Genomic DNA, 23777 nt, shown 5'->3' on the forward strand with positions numbered 1-23777 from the left:
CGCAGACTAGGACCTCGGTGCAGCGGCCGCAACATGTGAGAGGCGGAGACTAGGCTCGCCGTCGTGAGCCGACCCGACCCCGCAGACCAGCCGTACGACGCCGCGGCGCGTGAGCGCGTCGTCGTCGAGCCGCCCAAGCGTGCCGAGCGCACGGCGTTCGAGCGTGACCGCGCCCGGATCGTCCACTCGGCGGCGCTGCGTCGGCTCGCGGCCAAGACGCAGGTCGTCGGTCCAGGCACCGACGACTTCGTCCGCAACCGGCTCACGCACTCGCTCGAGGTCGCGCAGGTCGCGCGCGAGCTCGGCCGTTCGCTGGGGTGCGACCCCGACGTGGTCGACTCGGCGGCGCTGGCCCACGACCTCGGGCACCCTCCGTTCGGGCACAACGGGGAGATCGCCCTCGACGAGGCGGCCGCGTCGTGCGGAGGTTTCGAGGGCAACGCGCAGACGCTGCGCCTCCTCACCCGCCTGGAGGCCAAGACCTTCGACCGCGAGGGACGCAGCGTCGGCCTCAACCTCACGCGCGCCACGCTCGACGCGTGCACGAAGTACCCGTGGACGCGCGACGAGGCGCCCGTCCCTGCGGGCGCGCACGGTGACGGCTCGCCGCGGGTGGTCCGCAAGTTCGGCGTGTACGACGACGACCTGCCCGTGTTCACGTGGGTGCGCGAGGGCGCGCCGCCGCGCCGGCAGTGCGTCGAGGCGCAGGTGATGGACCTCGCCGACGACATCGCGTACTGCGTGCACGACGTCGAGGACGGGGTCGTCTCCGGCGGGATCGCGCTCGACCGCATCCCCGAGGACCGTGCCGTGATCTGGGCGACCGTGCGCGAGTGGTACGCCGCCGACGCGTCCGACGACGCCCTCGACGCGGCGTACGGGCGACTCACCGCGATGCCGTGGTGGCCCCAGGGGCCGTACGACGGCAGTCGACGCTCGCTGGGGGCGCTCAAGGGGCTCACGAGCGCGCTGGTGGGCCGCTTCGTCGCCGCCGCGCGCGACGCCACGCGGGAGGCGTTCGGCGCACGCCCGTTCGCCCGCTACGCCGCCGACCTCGTGGTCCCCGACGACACCCGGACGGAGATCGCGGTCCTGAAGGCGGTCGCCGCCCACTACGTGATGCGCGCCGACGGACGGGCCACTCTTCTCGCCGACCAGCGCGAGCTGGTGCGCGGCCTCGTCGAGGTCGTCGCGGGCAAGGGGTCGGAGGTGCTCGAGGCGCCGTTCGCCGCCGACTTCGCCGAGGCGGGCTCAGACGCCGCCCGTCTCCGGGTGGTCGTGGACCAGGTCGCCTCGCTCACCGACGACTCCGCGCGGGCCTGGGGGCACCGGCTCCTCTGACGGTGCTGGTGGACGGGGAGAGCGCCCTTCGCGCGGCCCCGTAGACTCACCCCCGTGGCAGGCCGGATCCGCGAGGACGACATCGCAGCAGTGCGCGAGCGCGCGCGGATCGACGAGGTCGTCGAGCAGTACGTCACGCTGCGCAACGCCGGCGGCGGCTCCCGCAAGGGTCTCTGCCCGTTCCACGACGAGAAGTCGCCGTCGTTCAACGTCACGCCGGCGCGCGGGATGTACTACTGCTTCGGCTGCGGCGAGGGCGGCGACGTCTTCACCTTCCTCCAGAAGATCGACCAGATCGGCTTCACCGAGGCCGTCGAGCGCCTCGCGGCGAAGTACGGCATCACGCTGACGTACGTCGACGGCCCTGCGGGGCCGCAGCGCGACTTCGCGCAGCGTGGACGCCTGGTCAAGGCCAACGCGGCGGCGGCGGAGTTCTTCGCCGAGCAGCTCGCGGGCGGCAAGGGATCGCTCACCGGGCGGCAGTTCCTCGCCGAGCGCGGGTTCAGCCGCGAGTCGGCGGAGCGCTTCGGTGTCGGCTTCGCGCCGCGCGACGGCGAGGCGCTCTTGAGGCACCTGTTGGGCCGCGGATTCGACGAGGAGGACCTCGTCACCGCCGGCCTGGTCGCGCAGAACAGCCGCGGCGCGTACGACCGGTTCCGCGGGCGGTTGATCTGGCCGATCCGCGACGCGTCCGGCGACGTGGTGGGCTTCGGAGCCCGACGCCTGTTCGACGACGACCGCATCGAGGCGAAGTACCTCAACACCCCCGAGACTCCGCTCTACAAGAAGAGCCAGGTCCTCTACGGCGTCGACCTGGCCCGCAAGGCCATCTCCCAGTCGAGCCAGGCGGTCATCGTCGAGGGCTACACCGACGTGATGGCGTGCCACGAGGCAGGCGTCGGCACCGCGGTCGCGACGTGCGGCACGGCCTTCGGCGACGAGCACGGCCGGATCCTGCGCCGCCTGCTCCTCGACCACGAGGCGATGCGCGGCGAGGTCATCTTCACCTTCGACGGCGACGAGGCCGGACAGAAGGCCGCGATGCGTGCGTTCGAGGGCGACGAGCAGTTCGTCGCCCAGACGTACGTCGCGGTGCAGGCAGACGGGCTCGACCCCTGCGACCTGCGTCTCCAGCAGGGCGACGCGGCTGTCCGCGAGCTCGTCGCGTCCCGGATCCCGCTCTACCGGTTCGTGCTGCGCAACGTCGTCGACCGCTACGACCTCGACCACGCCGACCAGCGCGTCGACGCGCTGAGGGCAGCGGTCGCGCTCGTCTCGTCGGTGCGCGACCGCGGCAAGGTCGAGCAGTTCGTGCGTGAGATCGCGACCACCGTGGGCGTCGAGATCGACGAGGTGCGCCGTGAGCTCGCGCACGTCGGTCGACGGCCCGCGGCGCGCACGAACGGGCGCGGCCCCGCACGTTCTCCTTCCGCGCCGGAGCCGGCGGCCGAGGACGGCGCACCGGCCGGTCGTCCCGCCCGCCCCCCGGCGCCGAGCTTCGGCGAGCCGCGCTTCGCCGACGAGCGCGAGCTCCTCAAGGTCCTCGTCCAGCACCCGCACCTCCTGGCCCCGTACGCCGAGGAGCTCGACTCCGACGACTTCACCCATCCGCACGCCGTGGCCGTGTGGGTCGCCGCGGCCGCCGAAGGCCTGCCGGCGAAGCCGGACGAGGGCTGGGCGGCCCGCGTACGCGGCCACGTCGACGACCCGGACGTGCAGCGGGTCCTCGCGCACCTGGCGCTGGACCCCCTCCGCGCCACCGGGGCCCCCGGAGGCGCCCTGGTCGACGCCCTCGTCGCACGCGTCCAGGAGCTCACGGTGCTGCGCCACATCGCGGCGGTGAAGTCGAAGCTCCAGCGGACGAACCCGCTCGAGTCCACCACCGAGTACAACCGGATGTTCGGCGACCTCGTGGCGCTCGAGCAGCAGCGGCGGCAGCTGCGCGAGAAGGCCATCGGCGGCTCGCTGATCTGAGATCTCGGTCGCGGGCCGCGGTGGCCCGTCCTCGTTCTCCTCTGCCTCACCACGTCCACAGGTCGCTCACGACAGGGCCCCGGAGGAGCCGGCGCCCTTTCCAGACTGGGGCCCATGACCTCACTCGACGAGAGCCCCACGTTCCCTTCCTCGGCGTCCTCGGCCCGCGCGTACGCGCGGGTCCTGACGTCTGTGCCGTTGCTGAGCGCGGAGGAGGAGGTGGCGCTCGCCGAGCAGTGCGTCAAGGCTCGCGCGGCCGTGGAGCGGCTCCGCGCGGACGAGGTGGTGGCGCGCGAGCGCGCGGACCTGGCACGGCTGGTCGCCCAGGGCGCGCGGGCGCGCCGTCACCTCATGCTCGCCAACATGCGCCTCGTCGTGTCGTTCGCGCGTCGCCTGGACGGGTGCGGAGTCCCCGTGGCCGACCTGGTCCAGGAAGGCGTGATCGGGCTGATGCGGGCCGTCGACGGGTTCGATCCCGAGCTGGGCTTCCGGTTCTCGACGTACGCCACGGCCTGGGTGAAGCGGCACCTGGCCGACGCGGCGGGCACGCGACGCGCGGTACGGCTCCCGCCGAAGGCGGAGATGCAGGCGCTCGCGTGCCGTGACGCCGCCGAGGAGCTGCGCCGTCGCTCGGGTCGGGCGCCCTCGCCGAAGGACGTTGCGCGACGCCTCGCGCTCCCCGAGGTCACGGTCGAGCGGCTGCTCGCGGCCGACGCCGTGCCGGTCTCGCTCGACGCGCTCGAGAGCGACGCTGTGGCCGCGCGGGACCCGGAGGTCGATCCGCGGATCGGCTGGGCCGTACGCGAGGCTCTGGCCGTGCTGCCCCGGCTCGAGCGCGAGGTGGTGGAGCGACGCTTCGGGATCGACGGCGGGGGAGCGCGCTCGGTGCGTACGGTCGCGCGCGAGCTCGCGTGCGCGCCCGATGCCGTCCGCGCACGCGAGCGCCGAGCCCTGCAGATCCTCAAGGACCACCCGGCGGTGGCCACGGTCGCCCCGTGATCGGGGAGGATGGCGGCATGGTGACCGTACGCAAGATCCCGAGGACGATCCGGCGGGCCATCGAGTCCGCGCACTCCGAGCGGGTGCTCGCGGCGCAGCAGGACGTCTCCGGGCGTTGGCACGTCGGCACCGACGCGGCGCTCCACCTCGCCGCAGACTCCGACGACCTCCGTGTCCCGTGGGAGCAGGTCGAGTCGCTGTCGTGGGACGCCGAGGCCTCGACCGTGACCGTGCACTGGGGCGCGGCGGACGCCCTGCACCGTGAGGTCGTCGCCTTCGACGGTGCAGGCCGCCTCGTCGAGCTGGCCCGTGAGCGGGTGGACGCCAGCATCGTCGCACGCGCCAGCGAGAGGGTCGGTGACGGGCGCGAGACGGCGACGGTCGTCGCACGGCGATCGCCTACCCGACAGGGCCCGATCACCTACTCGTACCTGCTCGACAAGGGGCTCTCGTCCGACGACCCGCAGGTCAGGGACGCGACCGCGCGGGCGCTCGCCTCGGTCCAGGACGACCTGGGAGTGCGCGCCGACCCGGGCGCCGCGGGTGCCGACGAGACCGGCTGATCGTCGTGGGACCCCGGTTTGGGGTCCCTCAGCGGCGCTTGCTAGGCTAGCGGTCGCTCGAGGGCATTCCCCTGTAGCTCAATTGGCAGAGCAGCCGGCTGTTAACCGGCAGGTTACTGGTTCGAGTCCAGTCGGGGGAGCAACACGAACGGTCCGGTCCGCGGAGAGATCTGCAGGCCGGGCCGTTCTTCGTTCTCGGGTGCCGCCGACACCGGCGTGTCACTCCTCGGGGAAGGTCAAGGACAGGACCTCGAACGCGGTCGCGTGCGCGACCCCCATGCGTGCGCCCGTCGGCTCCGACATCGACCCGAGGAACGCGGCGGGGTCGAAGTCTGCCCACCCGAGACCGTCGAGGTAGGCCTGGTGGGCCCGCAGGGACGCGACTCCGGCCTCGAACGTGTCGGAGATGTCGACGCCGTGCTTGGCCTCGGGGGAGCCGGCCACCCACACCGCGCGCACGCCGCCCCAGGGCTCGACACCGGCCTCGTGGAAGACCCACCGGTTGCCTGCGTCCCTGACGGCGTCGACGGTCGCCCGTCCGACGGCGATGTGGTCGGCCTGGTTGAGGAACCCGTTCGGGAAGGTGGGGTGGAAGTTGCCGGTGATCACGATCTCCGGCTGGTGCACACGGACCATCCGGGCGATCACCCGCCGCAGCGGGACCCCGTACTCGACGATGCCGTCGGGGAACCCGAGGAACTCGACCGTGTCCACCCCGACGATGCGTGCCGACTCGATCTGCTCCGCCGTCCGGACCTTGCGCGTGACCTCGGGCTCCATCCCGTCGATGCCGGCCTCGCCGCTGGTCACCATGCAGTAGACGACACGCTTGCCCTGCGAGGTCCAGCGGGCGACGGCTGCGGCGGCTCCGAACTCCATGTCGTCGGGGTGGGCCACGACGGCGAGGGCGGTCTCCCAGTCCTCGTCGAGCGGCTTGAGGACGTCGGGACTGCCGGTCTGCGCGTCGGTCATCCTGCGATCGTAGGACGGATGCAGGCGGGCTGCCTACGCCCGTGCCGGCGCCACTAGGCTGTGCACCGCGAGGGGCGGTAGCTCAGCTGGTCAGAGCAGCGGACTCATAATCCGTCAGGTCGTGGGTTCGAGCCCCACCCGCCCCACGAGGGGCACAGGGACCCGATCGACAGCGAGGGCAACGATGACGACGCCGCACGAGCCGTACGACCTTCCCGGGACCTCGCTGCTCTACGCCGTCTCCGCACCGGCCGCGAGCATCGCGACGGGCATGGCCGAGGTCGCCCAGCGGATCCAGGAGCTGGCGGCCCAGGAGTCGGCCACCGAGATCCTGTCGGTGAGCCACGAGGTCACCGTCGTCAGCTCGGGCGACGACGAGGGTGGCGTCAAGGCCGCGTTCACCGGCAAGGCGCGAGCGCGGGAGTACGTGGTCTCGGCGCTCGCCACCATCCGGACCTGACCGAGCGCCCGGCTCAGCCCGCGAGCGGCCCCGGCGTCAGCGTCGAGAGCGCCTCGCTGATCGGCACGTCCCCGCCGATCACCTCGAACGTCGTACGTACGGTGCTGGGCGTCTCGAGCGCGACCGCGATGACCTCGGCGACGTCGGCTCGCGGGATCGACCCGCGGCCGACGGACTCACCCAGCGTGACCTTGCCCGTCCCCGGATCGTCGGTGAGCCCACCCGGGCGCACGATCGTCCAGTCGAGCGCGCTCGCGCGCACCGCGTCGTCGGCTTCGCCCTTGGCGGCGAGGTAGACCTGGAACACGTCATCCGACTCGGGGTCGCCCTGGCCCGCGCCCATCGACGAGACCACGACGAACCGGTACGCGCCGACCAGCTGCGCGGCCGCGGCCAGCAGAACCGCTCCGTCGCGGTCGACCGTCCACTTGCGGTCGATCCCCGAGCCGGGCCCGGCGCCTGCCGCGAAGACCGCGGCGTCGGCGTCACCGATCGCCTCGGCGACCTGTGTCGCGCTCGCGGCCTCGAGGTCGATGACGACGGGCGTGGCTCCGGCGGCGACGACGTCGTCGGCGTGATCGGGGTTCCTGATCAGTCCGACTGCCTCGTGACCGGCGTCGGCGAGCCGGCGCGCCAGCAGCAGCGCGATCTTGCCGTGTCCTCCCGCGATGGCGACCTTCATCCGCGTTCCTCTCGTCGTTGAGCGGGCCACCCGTCGTCGCCCTCCGAGTCGTACGACAGGGTGTCTCGTCGGTCGCGTCCATCCTTCCACGTCGCTCTCACGACGCCGGGTCCGAAGGTGGACGTGGTGCCGACCCTGCGGATACGGCACAATAGGGTGAAGTGCTTCGGTCCGAGGACGTTGGGGAAGGCGGATCTCGAACCAGGAGGCACTGATGAGCAACGCCACCCTGGGCGTCCTGTACGTCCACTCAGCACCGTCGGCGCTGTGCCCGCACGTGGAGTGGGCGGTCGCTGGCGTCCTTGGCGCGCCCGCAGCTCTGCAGTGGACCCCGCAGCCCGCCGAGCCGGGGACGTACCGCTGCGAGCTCTCCTGGCAGGGGCCCGCCGGCACCGCCGCGGCTCTGACGTCCGCCCTGCGCGGGTGGGAGCGCCTGCGCTTCGAGTCGACCGAGGAGCCGACTGCTCACACCGAGGGCGCCCGCTACTCCTCGACGCCCTCGCTGGGGGTCTTCCACGCCGTCATCGGCACCCACGGCGACGTGATGGTGCACGAGGACCGGCTCCGGGCAGCGATGGCCCGCGCAGCCGCTCACGGCACCGATCTCGACGACGAGCTCCAGACGCTGCTCGGACGCCCCTGGGACGACGAGCTCGAAGCCTTCCGTCACGCCGGTGACGGCGCACCCGTCCGGTGGCTCCACCAGGTCGGCTGACCAGCGCTCCGATCAACCGATCTCGACGCGGGCGCTCGGCGACTCGAAGCCGTCGCCCACCACCCGGAACTCCCACGAGCCTGTTCGGCTGGTGACGATCCACGTGGAGAACTTCCCGCCCTTGCGGGTCGTCGCCGTCACGGGGAAGTCGCCCCACTCGCCGTCCTCACCCTCGCGACGCTGAACCTGCAGCGTGGCGCCGGCACCCAGCTCCGGCGCGCGGCCGGTGAACTCGATCCGCTCACCCGGGCTCACGGACTCGCTCGACGCCGTGAACACGGGCGCCTTGGGCGTCGAAGGGGGAGTGGTCGTCGGGGGCGTCGTCGGCGCGGGTGACGTCTCCTCCGGCTCGTCCGGCTCCTTGGTGGGCTCGCTCGCAGCGGGTGCCTCCGGCACCGGCTCAGACTTGAACCCGAGTGCGCGGATCGCCGAGGCGCCCGCGAACCCGAAGATCAGACCCACAGCGACTCCGACTCCCACCAGGCCGAGCACGATCTTGAGGACAAGACGGTTGCGCGCTCCGTCTGCGGTCTCGTTGCTCAGGTCGATCAAGAGGGGCCCTCCTCCGGTGCTCGGCCTCCATCATGACAAAGCACCGAAGCGCCGGACACCGGGAGGGGCGCTCTCAGCCTGACGCGAGCTCTCGCTCTCAGCCTGACGCGAGCTCTCGCGCTCAGCCTGACGCGAGCTCTCGCGCTCAGCCTGACGCGAGCTCTCGCTCTCAGCCTGACGCGAGCTCTCGCTCGACGTGCGCCACCACATCCCCCACCGCACCCGACAACGTCGCCACCGGGACGCGGACCTGGAAGCGCTCCTCGATCCCGAGGGCGAGCTCGTTGAGCGTGACCGCATCCATCCCGAGATCGTCGACGAGCGACGACGAAAGGCTGAGGACGCCGGGCTCACGGTCGGGTGCGAGCTGGTCGACGATCGCGGTGAGCTCGTCGACGACGGACGACGATGGTGGGTGCATGGGGGTAAGTCCTCGGACGGCCACGAGACGGCTGGGGCTGCGTCGCCGGGGGGGGGGGGGGGTAAACGGCCCCGGGGCGCGGCCCGGGGGCGCCCCCCCCCCCCCCGGCGCCGGCCAGGGGGGGGGGTGGGCGGGCGGGGCGGGTGGTTAACACGGCCCGCCCCCCGGCGACGTCGCAAGGGCGACCCCCGAACGCCCCTGCGAGGCCGTGCCCGCTGCGCGGTCCGTCATCGCCGGAGCGATGACGACCCCCGTTGAGGCCGCTGTGCGACCACCGCGCTCCGTCTTCGACGACCGCGGATTGAGTCCGCTCCGAACCGCGTAGGTCGGAACCCCGGCCTGGTGGCGGGGGGAGTAGTCCTCAACCGTGGTGTCGACGACGAATCGCGAGCACGTCACCTAGCCTGCCTGGGAACCTCACCGGATCACGAAGGGGACTTGGCAAAAAAACCGGGCGAGCGGTTGTGGGGTTCCTACAACGGGGTCCGACGCTGGTCACTGGAGGAGGAGAGAAGGCCGCCCAGCGTCAGTCCCACACGCAGCGTGTACGCCCCTCGGGGGTCGAGCGGCTCGAGTCCGGTGACCTCGCGGACCTTCCGCAACCGGTAGCGCACCGTGTTCGGGTGGACGAACAGTCGTCGGGCAGCGGCTTCCACCGAAGCCCCCGTCTCCAGGAACGTCGTGAGGGTCGCGTGGAGCGTCGGGTCGGACTCGCTCAGTCGGGTGTGCACGCCCTCGACCAGTGCCCGCCGTGCGTGCCCGTCGCCGGCGAGCGACCGCTCGACCAGCAGGTCGTCGGCGAGAACAGGTCGCGGTGCTGCCGCCCACCCCACCGCGGCACGAAGACCCGCCAGCGCGGCGCGGGCGGACCGGTGGGCGTGGGCGATGTGGTCGACGCCGGGCCCGATCACGACGGCGCCGGGCCCGAAGGCGTCGACGACCGCCTCGCCGGCCTCGTGGAGGTCGTGGACGCCGCCGAGCAGCACGACGAGGCGCTCGAGCTGGACCGACGTCAGCGTGGACAGCTCGGCCGCCCGCGCCCGCCGGCGTACGTCGTCGACGACGCTCCCGTCACCCGCGGTGGGGCCCACGGGCGCCGCCCCCACGAGCACCACGACGTCGCCGTCGGCCTCCCAGCCCAGAGCCGCGGCACGCGACCGGATGACCTCCTCCGGCTCGCCGCGTACGACCGCGTCGACGACCAGCGCCTCCATCCGGGCGTCCCACTGCCCCCGCGACTCCGCCGCCCGGGCGTAGACGTCGGCCGTCGCGAACGCCACCTCGCGGGCGTACGAGGCGAGCTCGCGGCGTACGTCCTCCACGTCCTCGGGACCGAAGAGCCGGGCCGCGTGCTGCTCGATGACCTCGATCGTCGTCCGCACCATGGCCACGGTCTGGTGCAGGGTCACGTGGCGCGTGAGCCCGCGAGGCGCCGCCCCGAACACCGTGCCCGTCACGTCCACCGGCGCCGAGCCCGTCCGCATCCACTCCGCACACTGGGCGATCCCGGCGTGCGCGATGAGGGAGATCCACGACCGGTGCTCGGCGTCGAGGTCGTGGAACCAGTCGAGATCGCGTTCCATGGTGGCGATGGCCGCGGTCGTCAGGTCACCGGAGGCCTTGTCCAGCACCTGCGCGTATCGCTCGTGCGTCGCCTCGCTCACAGGCAACAGGGTAGGTGCAGCATGGGCCTGGGGCCGATATCCTGAGCCGAATTTCTTCGACCGAGGAGACGCGCGGCATGGGCGAGCACCGTGAGTCCGACCGGTTTCGGACACAGTTCGTGACCCTCCACGGCCACCGGCGTGCGTACCGGATGGCCGGGCGGGGCCCGACGCTGCTCCTCCTGCACGGCCTCGGCTGCGACTCGAGGACGTGGCTGCCCGCCATGGAGCGGCTCACCGAGCGCTTCCGCGTGATCGCCCCGGACCTGCTCGGCCACGGGGAGTCGGACAAGCCGCGCGGCGACTACTCGCTCGGCGGCTACGCCAACGGGATGCGCGACCTCCTCACGTACCTCGAGGTCGAGCGCGTCACCATCGTCGGTCACAGCTTCGGGGGCGGCGTCGCGATGCAGTTCGCCTACCAGTACCCAGAGCGTACGGAGCGGATCTGCCTGGTCGCGCCCGGCGGCCTGGGGCCGGAGGTCTCGCCGCTGATCCGCCTGCTGACCCTCCCCGGCGCCGGGATCGGCCTCGGCGCCCTCGCCCTTCCGCCGCTTCGTGGACCGATACGCGCGGGGCTGCACGCCCTGTCGCGCTCGCGGCTGCCGCTCACGCGCGACCTCGACGAGGTCGTCGACGTCTACACCGCGCTGTGCGACCCCGGCGGCCGGGCGGCCGTACGGGCGGTGACGAGTCACGTGGTCGACTGGCGGGGACAGCGGATCACGATGACCGACCGCGCCTACCTGGCCGAGCTGATCCCGATGTGCGTCGTCTGGGGCGAGCGCGACGCCGTGATCCCCGTCCGGCACGCGTTCGTCGCCCAGCGCCGCGCCGCCCGCACCTCGGTCCACCTCTTCCCCGAGAGCGGCCACTTCCCGCACAAGGACGAGCCGGAGCGCTTCGCCGACCTGCTCACGGACTTCGTGGAGAAGCGTCCGGCCGCGACCTACCGCCCCCGTCGCTGGCGCGCCATCCTGCGCAGCGGCGCCCGGGTGGAGGGCGCGACCGACTCGGTGGAAGCGGCTGCGGCCGTCATCGACATCACCGCCGACGCCGGCTGAGGGCTCAGGCCGCCTCGGCCTCGGCGGCCCGCGCCGCGAGGGCGGCCTTGCGCTTCTTGCGGTAGCCCCAGTTGCCGGTCACCGCGGCGCCGATCGCGATCGAGAGCACCGCGATGACCACGCCGCCGATGTCGTCGAGGACGTAGTGCCAGCCGAAGTAGACCGTGGCGAGGACCGTGCCGGTGAAGTACACCCACAGGGCCCGCACGAGCCACTTGTTGAGGCCCACGATCTGGAAGAACAGGCACGCCGTGAGGACGACGGACACGTGCAGGGAGGCGAAGCCGGCGATGCCGTGGATCTTCTCGGTCGCCCACGGGTCGCTCAGGACGTCGTAGCGGGCGTGCGCCAACGACTGCTGCAGCGCGGCCACCCCGGAGTCACCCGGCAGGTCGGAGAACAGCGACTGGTTGGCGAAGATGGGCCCCAGCGTCGGGATCATGTAGTAGCTCGCGACGCCGAGGATCCAGTTGAGGCTCAGCGCTGTCGCGTACCAGGCGCCCAGCGAGAGGTCCTTGTTGAGGACGAGCACCGCCGCCAGCGACACCGGGGTCAGCATGAGGTACGAGACGTAGATCGTGGACAGGATCAGCGCGATGAAGCCGGTCCCGAGCACGGAGTGCAGGACGAGCGCCGGGTAGTGCCCGAAGAACAACCAGCGGTCGAGCTGCATCAGGTCGGCGTCGTAGAGCACCTCGTCGCGCACGATCGGCAGGAAGCTCTTGAGGTTGCGGTAGCTCACGTACGAGACGTAGAAGGCGATGAGGCCGAGCGCCGCGTGGAGGAGGCGCGACCATCCCCACTCGTTGCGGACGATCGTGACGACACGCGACCACAGGCCGCGGAAGGTGCGCTTCTCGACGAACGCCTGCACCACGAGGCCGCCGCCGATGAACAGGATGCCGAGCGCGGGGAGGCGGACGTACGCGGGGCCGAGGAAGCCCTCGGGGTCGCGCAGCGGGAGGTCGAGGTAGTACGACGCCCAGATCGTGAAGAGGCCGACGACGAGCGAGAACACCACGACGAACGTGTAGGGCCAGCGCAGGATGCGCAGCCACGTCGGTGTGCGGTGGGCGACCGTGCGCGGCGCCTGCTCGACCGTGGCCGAGGAGGTCGTCGGGGTGCCTGCGGACCCACTCGTGGCAGCATCGTACGTCGCGTCGTCACGGGGATCCATGACGTCAGTCTAATAGACGAGGGGTGAGCCCCCGGCTACCGTTCCGGCGGCCGGGCGCTCACCCCTCTCCGTGCGACGGTCAGGCGTCAGCGCCCTCCTGGGGCACCCCGGCGACGGCCGTCGGGTCGTCGAGCCGGAACCGGGCGTACGCCTCGGCTGCCGTCTCGGGCTTCACGTCGCCCTGGGCGGCCAGCGCCTCCAGGATCCCCACGACGATCGACGCGCTGTCGATCTGGAAGAAGCGACGTGCCGCGGCCCGGGTGTCGGCGAATCCGAACCCGTCCGCGCCCAGCGACGTCCAGGCGTGGGGGACCCACCGGGCGATCTGGTCGGGCACGGCCCGCATGTAGTCCGACACCGCCAGCACCGGGCCGTGGGTCGCGCCCAGCGTCTTGGTGACGAAGGGCTGGCGCGGCTCCTCGCCGGGCGCGTTGAGCGCGGCGCGCTCCGCAGCCTCGGCCTCGCGCGCGAGCTCGTTCCAGGACGTCACCGACCAGACGTCCGCCCTGACGTCGTACTCGTCGGCGAGGATCTGCTGAGCCTCCAGCGCCCACGGGACGGCGACGCCCGAGGCGAGGATCTGCGCCCGTGGCCCGTCGCCCTCGCGCTGCGGCGCCTCGCGGTAGCGGTACATGCCCTTGAGCAGCGCCTCGACGTCGAGGTCCTCGGGCTCGGCCGGCTGGACGACCGGCTCGTTGTACACGGTGAGGTAGTAGAAGATGTCCTCGCCGTGCGGGTGCTCCTCGGTGCTCCCGTACATCCGCCGCATGCCGTCGCGGACGATGTGGCTGATCTCGAAGCCGAACGCAGGGTCGTAGTGGACGGCGGCCGGGTTCGTGCGCGCCAGCAGCGGCGAGTGCCCGTCGGCGTGCTGGAGCCCCTCGCCGGTCAGGGTCGTACGACCCGCGGTCGCGCCCACGAGGAAGCCCTTGGACAGCTGGTCGGCCATCGCCCACAGCGAGTCGCCGGTGCGCTGGAAGCCGAACATCGAGTAGAAGATGTACACCGGGATCATCGGCTCGCCGTGCGTGGCGTACGCCGAGCCCGCGGCGGTCATCGACGCGACGGCGCCGGCCTCGGAGATTCCCTCGTGGAGGAGCTGACCGGCGGTCGACTCCTTGTAGGCGAGGAGGATCTTGCGGTCGACCGACTCGTACGACTGGCCGTGCGGGTTGTAGACCTTCGCGGTCGGGAACATCGAGTCCATGCCGAACGTCCGGAACTCGTCCGGCGCGATGGGGACGATCCGCGACCCGATCTTCTTGTCACGCATGAGGTTGCGCAGGAGGCGGACGAACGCCATCGTCGTCGCGATCGGCTGGTTGCCCGAGCCGCCGCGCAGCTCGGCGTACGTGTCGTCCCCGGGCAGCTCCAGCGGCGTCGCACGCACCACGCGCTTGGGCAGCGAGCCGCCGAGCTGGCGGCGGCGCTCACGCATGTACTGGATCTCGTCGGAGTCCTCGCCCGGGTGGTAGAAGGGCGCGATCTCGGACTCGTCGATCTCGGCGTCGGAGATCGGGAGGTAGAGCCGGTCGCGGAACCGCTTGAGGTCGGCCTTGGTGAGCTTCTTCATCTGGTGGGTCGCGTTGCGGCCCTCCAGCGCGTCGATCGTCCAGCCCTTGATCGTCTGGGCGAGGATCACCGTCGGCTGCCCGGTGTGGTTCATCGCGGCCTCGAACGCCGAGTACACCTTCCGGTAGTCGTGGCCACCGCGGGGCAGCTTGGAGATCTGCTCGTCCGACAGGTGCTCGACCATCTTCAGCAGGCGCGGGTCGGCCCCGAAGAAGTGGTCACGGGTGTACGAGCCGTCCTCGATCGAGTACGTCTGGAACTGGCCGTCGGGCGTGCGGTTCATCTGGTTGACGAGGACGCCGTCGACGTCGCGGGCGAGAAGCTCGTCCCACTCGCGGCCCCAGATCACCTTGATCACGTTCCAGCCGGCGCCACGGAAGGTCGACTCCAGCTCCTGGATGATCTTGCCGTTGCCTCGCACCGGGCCGTCGAGCTGCTGCAGGTTGCAGTTGATGACGAAGGTGAGGTTGTCCAGCTCCTCGCGCGCGGCCAGGCCGATCGCGCCCAGCGACTCGGGCTCGCCCATCTCGCCGTCGCCGAGGAAGGCCCACACGCGCTGCTCGCTGGTGTCCTTGATCCCGCGGTTCGCCAGGTAGCGGTTGAAGCGCGCCTGGTAGATCGAGTTGAGCGCGGCCAGCCCCATGGAGACGGTCGGGAACTCCCAGAAGTCCGGCATGAGCCGCGGGTGCGGGTACGACGACAGACCCTTGTGCGGACCGTGGCTGACTTCCTGGCGGAAGTGGTCGAGCTGCTCGGCGGAGAGCCGACCCTCGAGGTAGGCGCGGGCGTAGATGCCGGGGGAGGCGTGGCCCTGGATGAAGACCTGGTCGCCGCCGCCGGGGTGGTCCTTCCCGCGGAAGAAGTGGTTGAAGCCGACTTCGTACAGGCTCGCCGCCGACTGGTACGTGGCGATGTGGCCGCCGACGCCGAGGCCGGGGCGGTTCGCCCGCGACACCATGACCGCGGCGTTCCACCGGATGTACGCGCGGATCCGACGCTCGACGTCCTCGTCACCGGGGAACCACGGCTCGCGCTCGGGCGGGATCGTGTTGATGTAGTCGGTGCTCGTCAGCGCGGGCACGCCGACCTGCTTCTCGCGGGCGCGCTCGAGCAGGCGGAGCATCACGTATCGAGCCCGCCCGCGGCCGCGTTCATCGACCATCTCGTCGAACGAGTCGAGCCACTCGGTGGTCTCGTCCGGGTCGATGTCGGGAAGCTGGGACGGCAGGCCCTCGTGGATGACGGGGGGCCGCTCTGGTGATGGGGCCACTTCGTTTCCTTCTCTCGCACAGATCGCGGCTGCAACGGGTGTGCGCAGCGGCGGCGTTCGGTCGCGTCCGGTAGGGCGCTGACCGTCCGACCTCCATCCTTCCACCGCACTCCAGTACCCGCGAGTAGCCCTCTCGCCGCGGCCGTGCCAGGGCGTCCGCGCCCGCTCCCTGCCCCCGTAGGCGGTTGAGCCGCTAGTGTGTGGCGCCTAGGCACGAGTCGGCCTGGAGAGACACGCAACAAGGAGGCACGGGTGAGCGCCACCGCGCAGGACGCGGATCGTCCGGGGCACGGAGACCGTCTCGGCTTCAAGCCGGACATGGTCGTCCAGGAGCTCGGATGGGACGAGGACGTCGACGACGCCCTCCGAGAGTCGATCGAGGATCGCATCGGCAGCGAGATGGTGGACGGTGACTACGGGGAGGTCGTCGACGGTGTGGTGCTGTGGTGGCGCGCCGACGACGGTGACCTGGCGGACGCCTTGATGGACTCGCTGCAGGACCTGGCCGAGGGTGGCACGGTGTGGCTGCTCACGCCCAAGGTCGGACGACCGGGCTACGTCGACGGCGCCGACATCGCCGAGGCGGCGCCGATCGCGGGTCTGTCGACGACGACGACCAACCCCGCAGGTCCCGACTGGGCAGCGACCAAGCTCTCGACCCACCGCCGCTGAGCGGTGCAGGGGGCAGGGCCCGGCGCGGACGGGCTCTGAAGGTGACTGTTTCCCGAATTCTGTAACTGGCGGTTACACTTTCGGCCACACGTGTCGCCCACCCCCGTGAGGTATCCCATGACCCATGTGCTCCGCGGGCCCGGCCGCAACCGGGCCGACGTCGCCGTCCGCAGCATCACGACCCTCGCGCGCACGGGCGTCGTACGTCCCTACGGCCCGCGGACCCTCGCCCGGCTGGGGCTCGCGCTGACACGCTGGGGCACCGGGCTCGCCGGGGGCTACGCCACGCTGGCAGCCCGCGACCCGCACGGCATCGCGGTCCACGACGAGCTCGGCGCGCTCACCTTCCGGGAGCTGCACGGGCAGGCCAACGCGCTGGCCCGCGGTTTGTCCGAGCTCGGCGTCGGAGAGGGCTCCGCCGTCGCCCTGATGGCGCGCAACCACCGGTGGTTCCTCATCACGGCCGTGGCCGTGGGCCGGCTCGGCGCCGACGTCCTCTATCTCAACACCGCGTTCTCCGGCCGCCAGACCGTCGAGCTGCTGGAGCGCGAGAAGCCGGTCGCGGTCGTGCACGACGACGAGTTCGCCGAGGCCGTGGCGGGAGCCCCGTCCGACGTCCACCGGCTGCTGGCCTGGTCCGACGAGCCGGTCGCCGGCACCGTCGCCGCCCTCGCCGCCACCCACGACCGTGCGGACCTCGAGCCGCCCGGTCGCGAGGGTCGCTCGGTGATCCTCACGTCCGGGACCACCGGGACGCCGAAGGGCGCGAACCGTGGCTCGGGCTCGCTGGCCGCCGGCGCCGCGCTGCTCTCGCGCATCCCGCTGCGGGCCGGAATGACGGTGCACATCGCGGCCCCGCTGTTCCACACGTGGGGCTGGGGGCACCTGAACCTCGGCATGCTGCTCGGGTCCACGCTGGTGCTGCGCCGGCGCTTCGAGCCACGCGACTTCCTCCGTACGCTCGCCGAGCACCGCTGCGACGCGGCCGTCGTCATCCCCGTCATGCTGCAGCGCACGCTCACGCTCCCGAAGGCCGAGCTGGACGCCCACGACCTGAGCGCGCTGCGCGTCGTCGCCGCCAGCGGGTCGGCGCTGCCCGGCGACCTGGCGACCGCGTGGATGGACCAGTACGGCGACACGCTCTACAACACGTACGGCTCCACGGAGTGCGCGTGGGCCACCATCGCGACGCCTGCGGAGATGCGCGCCCACCCGGGGACGGCGGGGGCGCCGCCGATCGGCACCACGGTGGCGCTGTACGACGAGCACGGCCGTCCGTCGTCCGGGCGCGGCAGGGTCTTCGTCCAGAACGGCCTGCCGTTCGAGGGCTACACCAACGGTGACACGAAGGAGGTCATCGACGGCGCGATGGCGACCGGAGACGTCGGGACCGTGCGCGACGGCCTGCTGTTCGTCGACGGGCGCGGCGACGACATGATCGTCTCGGGCGGCGAGAACGTCTATCCGCAGGAGGTCGAGGACACGCTGGCGCGCCATCCGGCGGTGCTGGAGGCGGCCGCGGTCGGGGTGGTGGACGCCGAGTTCGGGCACCGCCTCGTCGCATGGGTGGCGCTGCACCAGGACGTCCAGGTGAGCGAGAGCGAGCTGAAGGCGCACGTGCGCGAGCACCTCGCGCGGTACAAGGTTCCACGGGAAGTACGCTTCGTTGACGAGCTGCCGCGCAACGCGACCGGCAAGGTGCTCAAGCGCCACCTGACACCGACTGACGAGAGCGAGTGACCCGCCTATGACGATCGAGATCGGTACCGAGGCCCCCGACTTCACCTTGAAGAACCAGCACGGCGAGGAGGTGTCGCTGTCGGCCCTGCGAGGCAAGAAGGCGCTCCTCGTGTTCTACCCGTTCGCCTTCAGCGGCATCTGCACGGGTGAGCTGTGCGAGCTTCGCGACAACCTGGCTGCCTTCAACGACCTCGGGGCCGAGGTGCTCGCGATCTCCTGCGACCCGATGTTCGCGCTGCGGGCCTTCGCGGAGAAGGACGGGCTCTCGTTCTCGCTGCTCAGCGACTTCTGGCCGCACGGCCAGGTCGCGTCGGCGTACGGGGTGTTCGACGAGGAGCGCGGATGCGCCCTGCGGGGCAGCTTCCTCGTCGACGAGGAGGGCGTCGTGCGCTGGAAGGTCGAGAACGGTCTGCCCGACGCGCGCGACCTCAAGAGCTACGTCGGGGCCCTCGAGGAAATCTCTGCATGACCTCCCGCACAGACCGCATTCTGTGCAAGACTTGATCCGCGTGGCCGCTGGTGACCCGAGACGCCAGCGGCCACGCCTCTGTCCACCTGCCTGTGTCCGCCTCCCACTCCGGGCGAGGTGATCGGGTAGGGTGAGGCGCCGCGCGGCCAGAAGCGCGCGAGACGGGCGCATAGCTCAGCGGTAGAGCACCTCGCTTACAACGAGGCGGTCGGGGGTTCGATCCCCTCTGCGCCCACCAGACCTCCTAGGCCCGGGTGGCTAGGCTCACCGGCATGTCGCGCCGTACGTCGCGCAGACGCACGACTGCACGTTCCACAGCCTCACGACGTGCCAGGGCGAGATGCGCAACACCGGCGGTGCGCGTACGGGTCGAGGACCGTGCCGCCGGCACCACGCTCGTCGACGAGACGCTGACGACGCACGACAACGGCTTCGTCGGCCTGTGGCTTCCTCGCGACGTCGACGCGACGCTGTCCGTCGAGGTCGACGGTCGTACGACCAGCGCGCCGTTGTCGACCACCTCCGCCGACCTCACCTGCGTCACCACCCTGCGCCTCGTCTGACTGCAGGTGACCGGTCGCGAGGTTAGAGTCGACGAACAGCCACGACAGCTGTTCCGGGGGGAACTCATGGCCGATGCGATGCGTGCCGCGACCGTCACCGACTTCAGCGCTCCGCTCTCGATCACGGAGTGGGAGATCCCTGAGCCGGGACTGGGAGAGGTCCTCGTACGCCTGCGGACCGGCGGCGTGTGCCACACGGACACGGAGCATGGGCAGATCGACGGCCGGATGGTGATCCGGTACTGACCTCCCAGGCCCTGCAGACGGACGCACCGGCGACGTGGTCGACGGTGCGTCGTGTCGTGCGCTGGTGCGAGTCGGGGTCGTCGCGGGTCCTGCTGGCGGTCCTGGCGCTGACGACCGCCCTGCGGCTGCCGTTCCTGTGGGCTCCGCTGTCGTCGGACGAGGGCGGGTTCCTCCTGGTCGCCCACCAGTGGGGCGACACGTCGGGCGAGCTGTACGGCAACCAGTGGGTCGACCGACCTCCCGGGCTGCTCCTCGTGTTCCGGCTGGCCGACGCGATGTCCGGCGTGCTCGGCGACCGGGTGGCCCTGCGCCTCGTCGCCCTCGCTCTCGCCCTCGTCGGGGTCGCCGCCGCCTGGTACGCCGGGCGCGCCGTGTCGGGCGCGCGTGGAGCCGTCGTCGCCGCGGCCGTGATGGCGGCTCTCACCTCGACGCCGGTGTTCAGCGGCCCGCGGCTCGCGACGGCGTTCCCCGCCGTGACCTTCGTGATGGTCAGTGCGGCGCTCGCCCTCGTCGCGACCACGCTGGTCGCGCGACGCGCGACGCGCCGTCGGGCAGGAGCGGTCGCCGCAGCAGCGGGGGTCGCGGCCGCGTGCGCCGTGCTCATGAAGCAGAACTACGTCGACGGCTTCGTCTTCGCGGTCGTCCTGTGGCTGCTGGGCGGTCGTCGCGCGTGGCGGCTGGTGGGCTGGCTGCTCCTCGGCGCCGCAGGGCCGTTCCTCCTCACCGCCGTTTGGGCGGCGACGGACGGTCCCGGGATCGGGGTGCTCTGGGAGGCGCTGTACGGCTTCCGCGAGGAGGCGGTCGCCGTGATCCTGGAGTCGAGCACCGTGGCGCCGGAGCGGCGCATGCGGGTGTTCGCGGGTGCGCTCGTCGTGAGCGGGGCCGCGCTGCTCATCGCGGTCGCCGTCTGGGCGGTGTGGAGACGGCGTCGCAGCCCCGTCGCGCTCGCGACCGCGGCGGCGCTCGCGTACTCGTTCGTCGGGATGGCCGGCGGCGGCTCGTGGTGGCGGCACTACGCCCTCCAGCTGGCGATGCCGCTGGCGCTGGGTGCCGCCCTCGCCGTCCGCGCCGGCCTGCTGCGGACGGTGCGTGTCGCCGTCGCGCTCGCGCTCGCGTCGACCCTCGTGAGCGTGCTCTGGCAAGGACCCGCTGCGGTCGCCCAGCGCCCGTCGAGCGGGACCGCGGTCGGGGAGTGGGTCGGGGCGGCCGCCGAGCCCGGTGACGCGGGCTTCGTCGCGTACGGGTCGCCGCAGGTGCTGCGCGTGGCGGGCCTGCAGGCTCTGTACCCGTACTCGTGGAGCCTCCCGCTGCGCGTCCGGGACCCCGACCTGGACGAGCTGACCGCGCTGCTCGACGACCCGGACGGCCCCGAGTGGCTCATCGAGATGGGGTCGTTCACGTGGTGGGGCATCGCGACCGACGAGTTCGACGCCGCGGTCGCCGGCCACTACCGGCAGGTCGCCGACGTGTGCGGGCACCGCGTCTACCTGCGCAAGGGCGTCGAACGCGACCTGGGACCGGCGACCTGGTGTCCTGACCTGTACGGACGGACGACGTCTCCGTCGTAGGGTGGCCGACGTGAACGAGCTGCGCGTGCGCGACCTGATCGACCTCCTCGACTCGTGGTACCCCCCGTCCCACGCCGACTCGTGGGACGCCGTCGGCACCTCGGTCGGCGACCCTGACACCCCGCTGCGCCGGGTGCTGCTCGCCGTCGACCCCGTCCAGGCGGTCGTGGACGAGGCGGTCGCCACCGAGGCCGACCTCGTCGTCACGCACCACCCGCTGCTCCTCAAGGGGGTCCACAGCGTGGCGGCGACGACGCCCAAGGGGCGCGTGGTGCACACGCTCGTCCGCCACGGCATCACCCTGCACACCTGCCACACGAACGCCGACTCCCCGGCGTACGGGGTCTCGGAGTCGCTCGCGCTCGCGCTCGGCGTCACCGACCTCGCCCCGCTCGACCCCGATCCGATCGACCCGCTCGACGCGTGGATCGTCTACGTCCCACGCGACGCCGCGGACGCCGTGGCCGCGGCGATGCACGACGCGGGCGCAGGCGCGGTCGGGGCGTACGACCGGTGCCAGTTCGTCAGCGACGGCACCGGCTCCTTCCGTCCGGGACCCGACGCCGACCCGGCGATCGGCACCCCCGGTGACGTCGAGCACGTGGCCGAGCGCCGCGTCGAGGTCGTCGCCGCTCGACGGCTGCGTACGGCGGTGCTGGCGGCGATGCGCTCCGCGCACCCGTACGAGGAGGTCGCCTACACCGTCAGCGAGATCGCCGACGTGCCCGACGCCGGTCGGGGGAGCGGACGGATCGGGACGCTCGAGGAGCCCGTGCCGCTCGCCGACTTCGCCGCGCGGGTCGTGGAGGCGCTCCCGGCGAACCACGGCGTCGCACGGATCGCAGGCGATCCCGACGCCCTCGTCCGACGGGTCGCGGTGTGCGGAGGCTCGGGCGACTTCCTCCTCGAGCGCGCCCGCGCGGCCGGTGCGGACGTCTACGTCACCTCCGACCTCCGCCACCACCCGGTCTCGGAGCTGCGCGAGCAGGAGCACGCCCCGGCGATCGTCGACGTGCCGCACTGGGCGGCGGAGTGGACCTGGCTGCCGGCCCTCGCCGAGCGGCTGCGCGCGTGGCTCGCGCAGCAGGGGAGTACGGTGCAGGTCCAGGTCTCCACCGTCGTCACGGATCCGTGGACGTCGCACCTCGCCTGGTCGCAGCGACGCTCAGACCCTGTCGACCGCGTCTGAGCGAGGTAATACGGTGGAGCTCTTGGTCATGTCCAGCGGCACGGACCTCTCCCGTGCCCGTCAGAGGAGCCCACGCTGAAAGCTGACCCGTTCGACCAGCTCGCCCTGCTCGACCTGCAGACCATCGACTCGTCGCTCGCGCAGCTCGCGCACCGCCGCAAGAACCTCCCGCAGGTCGCGGCACTGGACGAGCTGCGTCGCGAGCGCGAGACCGTCCACGCGCGCAGCGTGCAGGCTCAGACCAAGGTCTCCGACCTGACGGCCGACCAGACCAAGGCCGACGCCGAGGTCGCCGCCGTACGCGCCCGCCGCGACCGGGACCAGACCCGGCTCGACTCGGGGCAGATCACCAATCCCAAGGACCTCCAGAGCATCCAGAACGAGATCGTCGCGCTGGACCGCAGGATCGGCTCTCTCGAGGACGCCGAGCTGGAGGTCATGGAGGAGCTGGAGGCCGCGCAGTCCGAGCTGGCGCTCGCGACCGACGCGCTCGCCTCCCTCGACGCGCGGATCGCCGACGAGTTCTCCGCTCTCGAGGAGTCGACCCGCGAGATCGACGCGAGCGCCGAGGCGCTCCTCGCGGAGCGCGGCGGCGCCACCGAGCGCGTGGCCGACGCGCTGCTCACGCTCTACGAGAAGGTTCGCAAGACCCACGGCGGCGTCGGTGCCGCCGCGCTGCGCCACAAGCGGTGCGAGGGGTGCCGGCTGGAGATCAACGGTGCCGACCTGCGTGAGATCGCCGGGAAGCCGAGCGACGAGGTGCTGCGGTGCCCCGAGTGCGACCGCATCCTCGTCCGGACCCACGACGCGGGCCTGTGACCGCTCCACGCCGGGTCGTCGTCGAGGCGGACGGGGGTTCGCGGGGCAACCCCGGACCCGCCGCGTACGGGGCGGTGCTGCGCGACGCCGACACAGGCGACGTGGTCGCGCAGCGCGCCGAGACGATCGGGATCGCGACCAACAACGTCGCCGAGTACTCCGGGCTCATCGCCGGGCTCGAGCTCGTCGCCGAGCACGCGCCTGACGCGCAGGTCGAGGTGCGGATGGACTCCAAGCTCGTCGTCGAGCAGATGGCGGGCCGCTGGAAGGTCAAGCACCCCGACATGGTCCCGCTGGCGGCTCGCGCGCGAGAGCTCGCGCCGTCAGGCGTGCAGTGGACGTGGGTGCCGCGCGAGCGCAACAAGGCGGCCGACGCGCTCCTGAACGAGGCGCTCGACGGTGCGTCGGCGACGCCGCAGCCACGCAACCCGATGGTCGGCTGGCGCGACCCGTCGGCCGCGCCGCCGACGACACTGACCCTCGTCCGGCACGGGGCCACCGACAACACGCTCGCCAAGGTGTTCTGCGGGAACGGCGGCGCCGACCCCGGGCTGAACGACGAAGGCAGGGCGCAGGCTCACCGCGCCGCCGCGTACGTCGCGCGCGACGGCGCCGACGTGGTCGTGAGCTCGCCGCTGCGCCGCTGCCGCGAGACCGCCGAGATCCTCGCGAACGACCTCGGCGTCGAGGTCGTCGTGGAGCAGGCTGTCGTCGAGGCGTCGTTCGGCGCGTGGGACGGCATGTCCTTCGCCGAGGTCCGGGAGAAGGACCCTGCCGCGCTCGACGCCTGGCTGTCGTCGACCGCCGTCGCGCCGCCGGGAGGCGAGTCGTACGACGCCGTCTTCGCGAGGGTGCAGCAGGCGCAGGAGCAGCTCGTCGCCTCGTACGCCGGCAGGCACGTCGTGGTCGTGAGCCACGTGACGCCGATCAAGATGTTCGTCCGGCTGGCCCTCGACGCCCCGATGCCGGTGATCCACCGGCTCGAGCTGCAGCCCGCGTCGGTGAGCACGGTGCGCATCTGGCCCGACGGAATCGCGACCCTGCGCGCGTACGACGTCGTCCCCCTCTGACCCGCCCGGTCCGCG

Annotated in this window: 23 protein-coding genes, 3 tRNA genes and 1 pseudogene; 20 read left to right on the forward strand and 7 right to left on the reverse strand. The window is 72.1% G+C overall.

The genetic code is table 11. The annotated features are described in order from the left end of the window. Positions 1–63 precede the first annotated feature (63 nt). The 5 genes from NYZ95_RS13095 (at position 64) to NYZ95_RS13115 (ending at position 5017) form a co-directional block, all read left to right on the forward strand. The gene (locus NYZ95_RS13095) at positions 64–1341 is read left to right on the forward strand and encodes a deoxyguanosinetriphosphate triphosphohydrolase (RefSeq protein ID WP_262851759.1); all 1278 of its coding nucleotides are present in this window, start codon (positions 64–66) and stop codon (positions 1339–1341) included. A gap of 54 nt (positions 1342–1395) precedes the next feature. Further along, positions 1396–3315 (forward strand): DNA primase, encoded by a 1920-nt coding sequence (dnaG, locus tag NYZ95_RS13100; RefSeq protein ID WP_262851760.1) that lies wholly within the window; start codon positions 1396–1398, stop codon positions 3313–3315. 114 nt (positions 3316–3429) lie between these two features. After that, positions 3430–4314, forward strand: a complete 885-nt coding sequence (locus NYZ95_RS13105; RefSeq protein WP_262851761.1) for a sigma-70 family RNA polymerase sigma factor — start codon at positions 3430–3432, stop codon at positions 4312–4314. Next, positions 4311–4877, forward strand: coding sequence for a hypothetical protein (locus NYZ95_RS13110; RefSeq protein ID WP_262851762.1), 567 nt, complete (start codon positions 4311–4313; stop codon positions 4875–4877). Before NYZ95_RS13105 ends, NYZ95_RS13110 begins: the two co-directional genes overlap by 4 nt. A 67-nt stretch (positions 4878–4944) precedes the next feature. Continuing rightward, a tRNA-Asn gene (locus NYZ95_RS13115) sits at positions 4945–5017 on the forward strand. A gap of 79 nt (positions 5018–5096) precedes the next feature. Here NYZ95_RS13115 and NYZ95_RS13120 read toward each other — a convergent pair. Further along, on the reverse strand, positions 5097–5849 hold the full coding sequence (locus NYZ95_RS13120) for a PIG-L deacetylase family protein (RefSeq protein ID WP_262851763.1): 753 nt from the start codon (positions 5847–5849) through the stop codon (positions 5097–5099). A gap of 71 nt (positions 5850–5920) precedes the next feature. On the opposite strand from NYZ95_RS13120, the gene NYZ95_RS13125 reads away from it, so the two are divergent. After that, a tRNA-Ile gene (locus tag NYZ95_RS13125) sits at positions 5921–5995 on the forward strand. Between the two features lie 38 nt (positions 5996–6033). Continuing rightward, positions 6034–6309 carry a hypothetical protein gene (locus NYZ95_RS13130; protein WP_262851764.1) on the forward strand — a complete coding sequence of 92 codons (276 nt, stop codon included), beginning with the start codon at positions 6034–6036 and terminating at the stop codon, positions 6307–6309. A 13-nt stretch (positions 6310–6322) separates the two neighbouring features. Here the strand turns inward: NYZ95_RS13130 and NYZ95_RS13135 are convergent, their stop codons facing one another. Beyond that, complete coding sequence (locus NYZ95_RS13135; RefSeq protein ID WP_262851765.1) at positions 6323–6991, reverse strand: NAD(P)H-binding protein; 669 nt, start codon at positions 6989–6991, stop codon at positions 6323–6325. A gap of 214 nt (positions 6992–7205) precedes the next feature. On the opposite strand from NYZ95_RS13135, the gene NYZ95_RS13140 reads away from it, so the two are divergent. Then, entirely contained in the window at positions 7206–7706 is a 501-nt protein-coding gene (locus tag NYZ95_RS13140; RefSeq protein WP_262851766.1) for a DUF3145 domain-containing protein, read from the forward strand. Between the two features lie 12 nt (positions 7707–7718). Here the strand turns inward: NYZ95_RS13140 and NYZ95_RS13145 are convergent, their stop codons facing one another. The 3 genes from NYZ95_RS13145 to NYZ95_RS13155 all read right to left on the reverse strand — a co-directional run bounded on the left by NYZ95_RS13145 (position 7719) and on the right by NYZ95_RS13155 (position 10343). Beyond that, positions 7719–8258 (reverse strand): hypothetical protein, encoded by a 540-nt coding sequence (locus tag NYZ95_RS13145; protein WP_262851767.1) that lies wholly within the window; start codon positions 8256–8258, stop codon positions 7719–7721. Positions 8259–8427: 169 nt separating this feature from the next. After that, positions 8428–8679 carry an acyl carrier protein gene (locus NYZ95_RS13150; RefSeq protein ID WP_262851768.1) on the reverse strand — a complete coding sequence of 84 codons (252 nt, stop codon included), beginning with the start codon at positions 8677–8679 and terminating at the stop codon, positions 8428–8430. A gap of 473 nt (positions 8680–9152) precedes the next feature. Continuing rightward, positions 9153–10343, reverse strand: coding sequence for a PucR family transcriptional regulator (locus NYZ95_RS13155; protein WP_262851769.1), 1191 nt, complete (start codon positions 10341–10343; stop codon positions 9153–9155). Between the two features lie 77 nt (positions 10344–10420). Between NYZ95_RS13155 and NYZ95_RS13160 the strand changes: the two genes are divergently transcribed. Further along, positions 10421–11407, forward strand: a complete 987-nt coding sequence (locus NYZ95_RS13160; protein WP_262851770.1) for an alpha/beta fold hydrolase — start codon at positions 10421–10423, stop codon at positions 11405–11407. Positions 11408–11411: 4 nt separating this feature from the next. On the opposite strand, the gene NYZ95_RS13165 is transcribed toward NYZ95_RS13160, so the two are convergent. Beyond that, a complete protein-coding gene (locus NYZ95_RS13165; RefSeq protein WP_262851771.1) occupies positions 11412–12584 on the reverse strand; it encodes a phosphatase PAP2 family protein in 1173 nt (390 codons plus the stop codon). A gap of 79 nt (positions 12585–12663) precedes the next feature. Then, a complete protein-coding gene (aceE, locus tag NYZ95_RS13170) occupies positions 12664–15426 on the reverse strand; it encodes a pyruvate dehydrogenase (acetyl-transferring), homodimeric type (protein WP_262851772.1) in 2763 nt (920 codons plus the stop codon). Positions 15427–15678: 252 nt separating this feature from the next. On the opposite strand from aceE, the gene NYZ95_RS13175 reads away from it, so the two are divergent. The 11 genes and pseudogenes from NYZ95_RS13175 to NYZ95_RS20450 all read left to right on the forward strand — a co-directional run bounded on the left by NYZ95_RS13175 (position 15679) and on the right by NYZ95_RS20450 (position 23762). Next, positions 15679–16098, forward strand: a complete 420-nt coding sequence (locus NYZ95_RS13175) for a DUF3052 domain-containing protein (RefSeq protein ID WP_262851773.1) — start codon at positions 15679–15681, stop codon at positions 16096–16098. 117 nt (positions 16099–16215) lie between these two features. Then, entirely contained in the window at positions 16216–17838 is a 1623-nt protein-coding gene (locus NYZ95_RS13180; RefSeq protein WP_262851774.1) for an AMP-binding protein, read from the forward strand. A gap of 7 nt (positions 17839–17845) precedes the next feature. Then, a complete protein-coding gene (locus tag NYZ95_RS13185; protein WP_262851775.1) occupies positions 17846–18307 on the forward strand; it encodes a peroxiredoxin in 462 nt (153 codons plus the stop codon). A gap of 163 nt (positions 18308–18470) precedes the next feature. Further along, positions 18471–18545 (forward strand) — tRNA-Val (locus NYZ95_RS13190). Positions 18546–18590: 45 nt separating this feature from the next. Further along, positions 18591–18647, forward strand: a pseudogene (locus tag NYZ95_RS20570) (hypothetical protein); the annotation flags it as partial. A gap of 16 nt (positions 18648–18663) precedes the next feature. After that, positions 18664–18870: a CueP family metal-binding protein gene (locus tag NYZ95_RS13195; RefSeq protein WP_262851776.1), complete on the forward strand. Its 207-nt coding sequence runs from the start codon at positions 18664–18666 to the stop codon at positions 18868–18870. A 66-nt stretch (positions 18871–18936) separates the two neighbouring features. Beyond that, positions 18937–19116 (forward strand): hypothetical protein, encoded by a 180-nt coding sequence (locus tag NYZ95_RS13200; RefSeq protein WP_262851777.1) that lies wholly within the window; start codon positions 18937–18939, stop codon positions 19114–19116. 44 nt (positions 19117–19160) lie between these two features. Then, positions 19161–20684: a hypothetical protein gene (locus tag NYZ95_RS13205; protein WP_262851778.1), complete on the forward strand. Its 1524-nt coding sequence runs from the start codon at positions 19161–19163 to the stop codon at positions 20682–20684. A gap of 10 nt (positions 20685–20694) precedes the next feature. Beyond that, positions 20695–21873: a Nif3-like dinuclear metal center hexameric protein gene (locus NYZ95_RS13210; protein ID WP_262851779.1), complete on the forward strand. Its 1179-nt coding sequence runs from the start codon at positions 20695–20697 to the stop codon at positions 21871–21873. A gap of 123 nt (positions 21874–21996) precedes the next feature. After that, positions 21997–22692 carry a zinc ribbon domain-containing protein gene (locus NYZ95_RS20445; protein ID WP_443677482.1) on the forward strand — a complete coding sequence of 232 codons (696 nt, stop codon included), beginning with the start codon at positions 21997–21999 and terminating at the stop codon, positions 22690–22692. Further along, positions 22689–23762 (forward strand): histidine phosphatase family protein, encoded by a 1074-nt coding sequence (locus NYZ95_RS20450; protein WP_262851782.1) that lies wholly within the window; start codon positions 22689–22691, stop codon positions 23760–23762. Before NYZ95_RS20445 ends, NYZ95_RS20450 begins: the two co-directional genes overlap by 4 nt. Positions 23763–23777 lie beyond the last annotated feature (15 nt).

It is taken from the genome of Mumia quercus (assembly GCF_025506335.1).
Classification (GTDB): domain Bacteria; phylum Actinomycetota; class Actinomycetes; order Propionibacteriales; family Nocardioidaceae; genus Mumia; species Mumia quercus.

Bases quoted from the DNA above. Each gene is read 5' to 3' on its own strand.
- NYZ95_RS13105 (WP_262851761.1), top strand. From the start codon at position 3,430: ATGACCTCACTCGACGAGAGCCCCACGTTCCCTTCCTCGGCGTCCTCG.
- NYZ95_RS13135 (WP_262851765.1), bottom strand. From the start codon at position 6,991: ATGAAGGTCGCCATCGCGGGAGGACACGGCAAGATCGCGCTGCTGCTG.
- NYZ95_RS13180 (WP_262851774.1), top strand. From the start codon at position 16,216: ATGACCCATGTGCTCCGCGGGCCCGGCCGCAACCGGGCCGACGTCGCC.
- NYZ95_RS13140 (WP_262851766.1), top strand. From the start codon at position 7,206: ATGAGCAACGCCACCCTGGGCGTCCTGTACGTCCACTCAGCACCGTCG.
- NYZ95_RS13160 (WP_262851770.1), top strand. From the start codon at position 10,421: ATGGGCGAGCACCGTGAGTCCGACCGGTTTCGGACACAGTTCGTGACC.
- NYZ95_RS13150 (WP_262851768.1), bottom strand. From the start codon at position 8,679: ATGCACCCACCATCGTCGTCCGTCGTCGACGAGCTCACCGCGATCGTC.
- NYZ95_RS13200 (WP_262851777.1), top strand. From the start codon at position 18,937: ATGGCCGATGCGATGCGTGCCGCGACCGTCACCGACTTCAGCGCTCCG.
- NYZ95_RS13130 (WP_262851764.1), top strand. From the start codon at position 6,034: ATGACGACGCCGCACGAGCCGTACGACCTTCCCGGGACCTCGCTGCTC.
- NYZ95_RS13185 (WP_262851775.1), top strand. From the start codon at position 17,846: ATGACGATCGAGATCGGTACCGAGGCCCCCGACTTCACCTTGAAGAAC.
- NYZ95_RS13120 (WP_262851763.1), bottom strand. From the start codon at position 5,849: ATGACCGACGCGCAGACCGGCAGTCCCGACGTCCTCAAGCCGCTCGAC.
- NYZ95_RS13165 (WP_262851771.1), bottom strand. From the start codon at position 12,584: ATGGATCCCCGTGACGACGCGACGTACGATGCTGCCACGAGTGGGTCC.